The organism is Variovorax sp. P1_H12_2, assembly GCF_056405335.1.
Genome location: NZ_JBFUCI010000262.1, coordinates 1 through 9,017, shown reverse-complemented (window position 1 = coordinate 9,017; position 9,017 = coordinate 1). Strand labels below are relative to the sequence as shown.

Below are 9,017 nucleotides of genomic sequence, written 5' to 3'. Positions count from 1 at the left end.
GCCCATGCACGTAGACCTCGACCGCATTGCTGCTGATCTCGTCCTTCCAGCTGTAGAGCTTCTCCTCGAGCTGGGCCCGCGACAGCACCATGCCGGGCCGGGCCAGCAGCGATTCGAGCACCGCCCATTCGCGCGCCGAAAGCAGCACCGGCCGGCCGCCCACCGTGACCTCGCGCGTGGCCGGATTGACGCTCACGCCCATGTGTTCATAGACTGGCTCGGCCCGACCCGAGGCGCGCCGCAGCAGCGCCCGGATCCGCGCCAGCAGCTCGTCGAGGTCATAGGGCTTGAGCACGTAGTCGTCGGCGCCGGCATCGAGCCCCTCGATGCGCTGCTGGACCGAGTCGCGCGCGGTCGCGATCAGCACCGGCATGCGCTGCTTGCGGGCGCGCAGGGCGCGCAGCACCTCCAGGCCGTCGCGCCGCGGCACGCCGAGGTCGAGCAGCACCAGGTCGTATTGCTGGGTGCGCAGCGCGGTGTCGGCGGCGTCGCCGTCCTTGACCCAGTCGACCGCGTACCGCTCCGCGCGCAGCAGGTCGAGCACGGCTTCGCCGATCATCACGTCGTCTTCGAGCAGCAGCAGTCGCATGGTTCATTGATCCGTGTTGGGCTGCCCGAGATGGTAGCGGCTCACAACAGCGCCCTGACCTCTCGCGCCGCCTCGAACAGGAGCGGCAGCAGGTCGCGGCGCAGGGCCTCCTCCTGATGCCGGCCGCCGGACAGCACCACGTTGAGCGCCGCCACGGTGCGCCCCTGCATGTCGCGCAGCGGCACCGCCAACGCCTGCACGCCGAGTTCGTGTTCCTCGCTGGCGAAGCAGAAATCGTCCTTGCGCGCCTGCGCGATGCACTGTCGCAGCAGGCGTGCCTGGGTGATGGTCTGGGGCGTCAGCCGCGACAGCCGCCGGGCCTTGAGCCACTGCGTGAGCTGGGCCGGGCTCAGTGCGGCCAGCAGCACCCGGCCGGTCGAGGTCGCATGGGCCGGCAGCCGGGCACCGAGATGCAGGCCGTAGGCCAGCACGCGCGTCGGCGCTCCGTAGCTGCCACTGCGCGCGACGATGACCACCTCCTCGCCGTCGAGCACCACGGCCGAGAACGACTCCTGCGTTTGCGCCGCGAGCCGGTTCAGGGTCGGCTGCAGCGCCCGCGGCAGCCGCGACGAGGCCAGGTAGCTGCCCGAGAAGCGCAGCACCTTGGGCGCCATCCAGAAGTAGCTGCCGTCGGTCTCGAGGTAGCCCAGGTGGGCCAGCGTCAGCAGGTGCCGCCGGGCGGCCGCACGGGTCAGGCCAGCGCGCTCGGCCGCCAGGGTGGCGTTGAGCCGCTGGCGCTCGGTGTCGAAGCTCTCGAGCACGGCCATGCCCTTGGCGATGCCCTCGATGAAGTCTGCTTTTGCAATGGTCATGGAACGAACTGTTGCGCGATCATCGCGCAGGTGGTTTCATGATCGCACAGAGCCGCGCATCGCGGCACCCCGGATCGGCCTGACCGCCCTACGCTTGCCCGAAACCGCAACAGGAGACACGCATGCGAACACAAGTCGCCATCATCGGCGCAGGCCCCGCCGGCCTTTTGCTCGGCCAACTGCTCTACAAGGCCGGCATCGACAACGTCATCATCGAGCGCCAGACCGGCGACTACGTGCTGGGACGCATCCGGGCCGGCGTGCTCGAGCAGATCACGATGGACCTGCTGGCGCGCGCCGGCGTCGACAGGCGGGCCAAGGCCGAGGGGCTGCCGCACGAGGGCATCGAGCTGCTGTTCAAGGGCGCCCGGCACCGCATCGACATGCACGGCCTGACGGACGGCAAGCAGGTCACGGTCTACGGCCAGACCGAGGTGACGCGCGACCTGATGGAGGCGCGCCAGGCCGAAGGGCTCACGACGATCTACAGCGCATCCTCGGTCAGCCTGCACGACTTCGACGGCGCCCGGCCCCGCGTACGCTACGAGAAGGACGGCGCCACGCACGAAATCGAATGCGACTTCATCGCCGGCTGCGACGGCTACCACGGGGTCAGCCGTGCCAGCGTGCCGGCCGAGGCGCTTCACACCTACGAGAAGATCTACCCCTTCGGCTGGCTCGGCGTGCTGGCCGACGTGCCGCCGGTGTCGCACGAGCTGATCTACGCCAACACCTCGCGCGGCTTTGCCCTGTGCAGCATGCGCAGCGCCACCCGCAGCCGCTACTACGTGCAGGTGCCGACCGAGGAGAAAGTCGAGAACTGGAGCGACGAGGCCTTCTGGAACGAGCTGCGCCTGCGGCTCGACCCGGAAGCGCGCGAACGCCTCGTGACCGGGCCTTCGCTCGAGAAGAGCATCGCGCCGCTGCGCAGCTTCGTCGCCGAGCCGATGCGCTTCGGGAGCCTCTTTCTGGCCGGCGATGCGGCCCACATCGTGCCGCCCACCGGGGCCAAGGGCTTGAACCTGGCGACCGCCGACGTCGGCTACCTGTCGCGCGCGCTGGAGATCTTCTACCGCGAGAAATCGGCCTCAGCGCTCGACCGCTACTCCGATCTCTGCCTGCGCCGGGTCTGGAAGGCCGAGCGCTTCTCGTGGTGGTTCACCTCGCTGATGCACCGTTTTCCGGACACCGGCGAGTTTGGCCAGAAGATCCAGGAAGCCGAGCTCGACTACCTGGTGCACTCCCGCGCCGCCTCGACCTCGCTGGCCGAGAACTACGTCGGGCTGCCGCTCGAGAATTTCTAGCGCTTCAAAGCTGCGTCCAAACGGACTCGGCCCCTTCCAGGGATGCCGCGGAACCGGCTTCGCCGGGCCGCTGGCATCGCCCCTTTGAGGGGGGCGCCGCAGGCGCTATCGGGGGTGGTCCAAGGTTTCCGCCTGCATCAACTGCCAGACCCGGTCCGGCGTCAGCGGCATGTCCAGGTGCGGCGCCCGCCCGGCCATGCCGTTGCGCGCCAGGGCGTCCGCGACTGCGTTCACCACCGCCGGCGTGGCGCCGATGGTGCCGAGCTCGCCGACGCCCTTCACGCCCAGCGGGTTGTTCTTGCACGGCGTCGACTCGTCCATCTCCATGCGGAACATCGTGCCGATGATGTCGGCGCGCGGCGCCGCGTAGTCCATCAGGCTGCCGGTCAGCGGTTGGCCGGTCTCGGCGTCGTAGACCACCCGCTCGCACAGCGCCTGGCCGATGCCCTRCACTGCGCCGCCTTCGAGCTGGCCGCGCACGATCAGGGGATTGACCACGCGGCCGACATCGTTGACGGAGGCGTAGCTCAGCACGCTGATCTCGCCGGTCGGCGGATCGAGTTCGACTTCGGTGATGTGGCAGCCGTTGGGCCAGGTCGGGCCCGAGACGGTGCTGGTCGAGTCGACGAAGATCTCCCCTTCCGGCTGCTTGCCGGCCAGCGTGAACAGGTCGAGCTGAAGGTCGGTGCCCGCCACCTTGAAGACACCGGCGGCGTAGTCGATGTCGGCGGCGGCCACCTCGAGTTCCTTGGCGGCCAGTTCACGGCACTTGTCGATGGTGCGCTCGGCGCCGACCCGCACCGCCGAGCCGCCGGTGAACAGCGAGCGCGACCCGGCGCTGCCGAAGCCGTCGCCGCGGTCGGTGTCGCCCAGCACGATGTGCACCTGCTCGATCGGCACGCCGAAGGCGTCCACCACCAGCTGCGCCAGCGTGGTCGCGATCCCCTGTCCCATGGCGTTGACCGCCGAGAACACCTCGATGATGCCGTCGGGCCGCACCGAGACCGTGACGCGCTCCTCGAACACGTTGCCGCCGGTCCATTCGAGGAAGGTGGCGATGCCGAGGCCTCGCACCCGCCCCTGCTTCCTCGATTCGGCGGCCCGGGCCTCGAAGCCCTGCCAGTCGGCCAGCGCCAGCGCCTGGTCCATCACCGATTCGAAGGCGCCGGTGTCGTAGACCTGCTTCATCGGGTTGGTGTAGGGCATCTGCTCCGGACGGATGAAGTTGCGCCGGCGCAGTTCGATCCGGTCGATGCCGGTCTGGCGCGCGGCCTCGTCCATCAGCCGCTCGATGGTGTAGATCGCCTCGGGCCGGCCGGCGCCGCGGTAGGCACCTGTCGGCGCGGTGTGTGTCAGCACCGCCTTGAAGTGGAAATCGATGGTCTGGATGTCGTAGACGCTGGTCTGGACCCAGGGGCCGATCAGGAGCTGGATCGCGACCCCGGTACCGGTCGCGTAGGCGCCGACATTCGCGTGGGTCTTGATGCGCAGGCCGAGGATCTTGCCGTCGGCGGCCAATGCGAGTTCGGCCCGGGCCTCGATGTCTCGGCCATGCGAGGTCGAAATGAACTCCTCGCTGCGATCGGCCACCCACTTGACCGGCCGGCGCAGCGCCCGCGCCGCGAAGGCGATCGCGATGTCCTCGGGATAGGCGCCGGTCTTCATGCCGAAACCGCCGCCGACATCGCCCACAACCACCCGCACTTTTTGCTTCGCGAGACCGATCGCGTCGCATACCGAGTCGCGCACACCCGAGGGCATCTGCGTGCTCATGCGGATCGTGATCCGGTCGGAGGCGGCGTCGAAGTCGGCCAGCACGGTGCGCGGCTCGATCGTGAGCGCGACCACCCGCTGGTTGACGACGTCGAGCGCCACCACGTGGCTGGCCTTGGCGAAGGCCGCGGCGGTCGCCTCGGCACTGCCGTGGCGCATCTCGGCGGCGATGTTGCCGGTGGCCGGTTCCCAGACCTGAACCGCGCCCTCGGCGATGGCGCCCTGGAGGTCGACCACCATCGGCAGCGACTCGTAGTCGACCATCACCGCCTCGGCCGCGTCGCGCGCCTGCGAAGCCGTTTCGGCGATCACCATCGCCACCGGCTCGCCCACGAAACGGACCCGGTCGAGCGCCAGCACATGGCGCGGCGGCGTCGCGCAATCGGCGCCATCGGCGCGCTTGAAGGCCGCGGCGCCCGGCATCGGCTTGACGCCGGCCCCGGCCAGATCGGCGCCCGTGAAAACGCCCACCACGCCAGGCATGGCGGCGGCGGCCGCGGTGTCGACCGACGCCAGCCGGGCGTGCGGATACGGGGAACGCACGAAACACAGCCAGGTCTGGCCCGGCAGGGTGAAGTCGTCGGTGTAGCGGCCGGTGCCGGCCAGCAGCTTCTCGTCTTCCAGCCGCCTGACGGCCTGGCCGCTGCCGAAGCGCATGGGGTTCGTGTCAGTAGTCACCATGGTCCTTTGTCTTGATCATTTCTTCGCAAGCGCGACAACGACTATATGGGCTTCCGGAGCATTCGGCATGCGGCCATGCCGAGAGCCTCGAAGCCGTGTATACCTTCGACCATGCAACTGCCCTGGCTCGACCCCGGTGACCCCCTGCCCGATGCCGCCCTCGCCTGGGGCGAATCCGACCCCGTGCCCGGCCTGCTGGCGGCCGGCGGAGGACTGGATGTCGCCAGCCTGCTGCAGGCCTACCGCAGCGGCATCTTCCCGTGGTTCAGCGAGGGCCAGCCCATCCTCTGGTGGAGTCCCGATCCGCGCATGGTGCTCGATGTCTCGCGCTTCGCGCTGCACCGGTCGCTGCGCAAGACGCTCGAGCGCTTCCGGCTCGCCGGGGGCTGCGAGATCCGCATCGACCATGGCTTCGAAGCCGTGATCTCGGCCTGCTCGAAGGCCCCCCGGGCCGGCCAGTCCGGCACCTGGATCCTGCCCGAGATGGTGGCCGCCTACACCGCACTGCACCGTGCCGGACATGCCCACAGCGTCGAGACCTGGATCGACGGCGAACTCGCGGGCGGCCTCTACTGCGTCGCGATCGGGCGCGCGGTGTTCGGCGAATCGATGTTCACGCGCCGGCCCGATGCCTCCAAGATCGCGCTGGCGGCGCTGGTCGCGTTCTGCCGACGGCACGGGCTCGCGATGATCGACTGCCAGCAGAAGACCAGCCATCTCACCAGCCTCGGCGCCCGCGAAATGCCGCGCGAGGACTTCGTGTCGCACGTCGCCCACGCCCGCACGCTGAGCGCCCCTCGTTGGCGCTTCGAGCCCGTATACTGGACCGAACTCCTGCCCGCGCGAACCTCCTTCCCGACGTGACGCACCTCAAGGATCTCCCGCTCCACACGCTGCAGTTCTACGCAACGGCGCCCTATCCGTGCAGCTATCTGCCGGACCRGCAGGCACGTTCGCAGGTCGCCACGCCCAGCCACCTGATCCACAACGACGCCTACTCGGACCTGGTGCTGAACGGCTTCCGGCGCAGCGGCATGTTCACCTACCGGCCCTATTGCGATGGCTGCAGCGCCTGCGTGCCGCTGCGCGTGCTGGTCAACGAATTCAAGCCCACCCGCAGCCAGCGCCGAGCCCGGTCGCGTCATGCCGGCCTGCAGGCGCGGGTGCTCAAGCTGTGCTTCGTGCCCGAGCACTACCAGCTCTACCTGCGCTACCAGAACGGCCGTCACTCGGGCGGCGGCATGGACCACGACAGCATCGACCAGTACACCCAGTTCCTGCTGCAGAGCCGGGTCAACTCGCGGCTCGTGGAGTTCCGCGAGACGCTGCCAGACGGCAGCGCCGGCGCGCTCAAGATGGTGTCGATCCTCGACGTGCTGAACGACGGGCTGTCGGCGGTCTACACCTTCTACGAGCCCGAGCCGGGCGCGGGCTATGGCAACTACAGCGTGCTGTGGCAGATCGACCAGGCACGCCAGCTCGAGCTGCCTCACGTCTACCTCGGCTACTGGATCGAAGGCAGTTCCAAGATGACCTACAAGGCCCGCTATGCACCGCATGAAGTGCTGATCGACGGGCGCTGGCAGGCACCCACCCATTTCACCAAGTAAAATGTCGACCGGCCTTCAACCGCGTTGCACATGAGAAAACCACAATCCGACGTTCCAGCCACGCCCGTGATCCAGGTCATCGAGCGGATGTTCTCGCTCATCGACGTGCTGGCGTCCCGTGAAGAAGCGATTTCCCTCAAGGAGATCAGCGAAAAGACGGGGCTGCACCCATCCACCACCCACCGGATCCTCAACGACCTGGCGGTCGGCCGTTTCGTCGACCGTCCCGAGGCCGGCAGCTACCGGCTCGGCATGCGCCTGCTCGAACTCGGCAACCTGGTCAAGGGGCGGCTCAACGTGCGCGACGCCGCGCTGACGCCGATGCGCGAGCTGCACAAGCTGACCCAGCAGCCAGTGAATCTCAGCATGCGCCAGGGTGACGAGATCGTCTACATCGAGCGCGCCTACAGCGAGCGTTCCGGCATGCAGGTGGTGCGCGCCATCGGCGGCCGCGCCCCGCTGCACCTGACCTCCACCGGCAAGCTGTTCCTGGCGGCGGACGAGCCGCAGCGCATCCGCAGCTATGCCACCCGCACCGGGCTGGCCGGCCACACGCGCAACAGCATCACGCAGCTGCCGGCGCTGGAGCGCGAGTTGTCGAAGGCCCGCCAGTACGGCATCGCGCGGGACAACGAGGAACTCGAACTCGGCGTGCGCTGCATGGCCGCCGGCATCTACGACGATCAGGGAAGGCTGGTCGCCGGGCTGTCGATCTCGGCACCGGCCGACCGGCTGGACGAGGGCTGGCTGCCGAAACTTCAGGCCACAGCCAACGAGATCTCCAGCGCGCTCGGCTTCAAGGCCGACCAGCCGGCGGCCGCCTGAGACATTGCGGGGCAGACCAAGAAACTGCGCAGCAGTTCTTGCTCTGCCCTCAACTGATCAGAAGACCCCGCTCCCCCGCCCTCAGCTCGCAGCGTGCGCGAAGCTCTGCTGCAGGCCGGGGTTGGCGCGGGAGGTGGCTTCGACCCAGCGGCGAACGCGTTCGGCGTCGCCGATGCGGCTGAGCTTGCCGGCCGAATCGAGGAACACCATGATCAGCTTGCGGCCGGCGATCTTGGTCTGCATCACCAGGCATTGACCGGCTTCGGAGATGTAGCCGGTCTTCTGGACGCCGATGTCCCAATCAGGGCTCTTGACGAGCCGGTTGGTGGTGTTGAACTGCAGCACGCGGTTGCCGACTTCCACCTGATATTCCGGCGAGGTCGAGAGCTGACGCACGGTGGCGTCGGCATAGGCGGCGTTCACCAGCAACGCCAGATCCTGGGCGCTCGACTGGTTGCGGCTCGAGAGGCCGGTCGGCTCGACGTAGCGCGTGTCCTTCATGCCGAGCATCTTGGCCTTGGCATTCATGACGCTCACGAACGTGGCCAGCCCGCCGGGATAGGTGCGGCCCAGCGCATGGGCGGCGCGGTTCTCGCTCGACATGAGGGCCAGGTGCAGCAATTCGCCACGCGGCAGCATGGTGCCGATGTTCAGGCGCGAGCGGCTTCCCTTCTCGGTGTCGACATCGTCCTGCGTGATCGTGATCAGTTCATCCGACGGCAGCTTGGCCTCGCTGATCAGGAGACCGGTCATGAGCTTGGTCAGCGACGCGATCRGCAGCACCGCATGGTCGTTCTTGCTGAACAGGACTTCCTGGGTATCCTGGTCGATCACCAGGGCCACGCTGGACTTCAGGTCGAGCGCGTCTTCCGTGCTGTGCAGCCCGGCCATCTGGCCGAAGGATTGGCGCGCCGGCGTGGCGTCCACCACACGGACGATCGAACGGCGCTGCACGGCGACGACGGTCCGGCCGTTTTTCTGCCGGATCGATGCGACCACGTTGCGCCCGCCACTCACCACCTTGTCGGCTTTGTCAACCGTCGCGACTTGCCTGGAGCCTGCCCCGCGCTTCGAAGCCGCGGCCGAGGGCGCTGCTTTTCGCTTCGCATCCTCGCTCACCGACGTCTTCTTGGAAGCTTTCTTCGATTCCGTCGCGGCGTTCGCGCCGGGCAAGAAAAACGCCGTGGCGCAGAGCACGACGGCGGCGAGGCGAAGGGCGGGAAGGAACCGCTGGCTGGAAACTCGGTAGGAACGGGCTTCAGACATTTAATATTCTCCAGCGGCGACAAAAGGTCACCACAGTGTATCGAAATCAAAAAAGACACGCAATATCAGTTACTTGCACCCTCTTCTTCAATCGAAAACAAGGAGCACCGTAAAACCTAACCTTGTGCAGCAACTCTCTCAGCTTGGCTCTGTAACT

8 protein-coding genes are annotated in these 9,017 nt (G+C 67.9%); 4 read left to right on the top strand and 4 right to left on the bottom strand.

Annotation, left to right across the window (positions count from 1 at the left end):
• On the bottom strand, window positions 1-589 hold a 589-nt coding region (locus AC1D2K_RS22840), incomplete at its 3' end, for a response regulator transcription factor (protein WP_478091205.1).
• Between the two features lie 41 nt (window positions 590-630).
• Entirely contained in the window at window positions 631-1,401 is a 771-nt protein-coding gene (locus AC1D2K_RS22835) for an IclR family transcriptional regulator domain-containing protein (protein ID WP_478091203.1), read from the bottom strand.
• A 122-nt stretch (window positions 1,402-1,523) separates the two neighbouring features.
• Here AC1D2K_RS22835 and pobA point away from each other — a divergent pair, with 122 nt between their 5' ends.
• The gene (gene pobA / locus AC1D2K_RS22830; RefSeq protein WP_478091202.1) at window positions 1,524-2,705 is read left to right on the top strand and encodes a 4-hydroxybenzoate 3-monooxygenase; all 1,182 of its coding nucleotides are present in this window, start codon (window positions 1,524-1,526) and stop codon (window positions 2,703-2,705) included.
• Window positions 2,706-2,810: 105 nt separating this feature from the next.
• On the opposite strand, the gene AC1D2K_RS22825 is transcribed toward pobA, so the two are convergent.
• The gene (locus AC1D2K_RS22825) at window positions 2,811-5,159 is read right to left on the bottom strand and encodes a xanthine dehydrogenase family protein molybdopterin-binding subunit (protein ID WP_478091201.1); all 2,349 of its coding nucleotides are present in this window, start codon (window positions 5,157-5,159) and stop codon (window positions 2,811-2,813) included.
• A 111-nt stretch (window positions 5,160-5,270) separates the two neighbouring features.
• On the opposite strand from AC1D2K_RS22825, the gene aat reads away from it, so the two are divergent.
• Genes aat through AC1D2K_RS22810 form a run of 3 tightly spaced genes read left to right on the top strand, consistent with a single transcriptional unit; the run spans window position 5,271 to window position 7,594 of the window.
• Window positions 5,271-6,023 carry a leucyl/phenylalanyl-tRNA--protein transferase gene (aat, locus tag AC1D2K_RS22820; protein ID WP_478091199.1) on the top strand — a complete coding sequence of 251 codons (753 nt, stop codon included), beginning with the start codon at window positions 5,271-5,273 and terminating at the stop codon, window positions 6,021-6,023.
• Window positions 6,020-6,769, top strand: a complete 750-nt coding sequence (locus tag AC1D2K_RS22815; RefSeq protein WP_478091198.1) for an arginyltransferase — start codon at window positions 6,020-6,022, stop codon at window positions 6,767-6,769. Before aat ends, AC1D2K_RS22815 begins: the two co-directional genes overlap by 4 nt.
• Window positions 6,770-6,799: 30 nt before the next feature.
• Complete coding sequence (locus tag AC1D2K_RS22810) at window positions 6,800-7,594, top strand: IclR family transcriptional regulator (protein WP_478091196.1); 795 nt, start codon at window positions 6,800-6,802, stop codon at window positions 7,592-7,594.
• Between the two features lie 81 nt (window positions 7,595-7,675).
• Here the strand turns inward: AC1D2K_RS22810 and AC1D2K_RS22805 are convergent, their stop codons facing one another.
• A complete protein-coding gene (locus AC1D2K_RS22805) occupies window positions 7,676-8,860 on the bottom strand; it encodes a serine hydrolase (RefSeq protein ID WP_478091195.1) in 1,185 nt (394 codons plus the stop codon).
• Window positions 8,861-9,017: the final 157 nt, after the last annotated feature.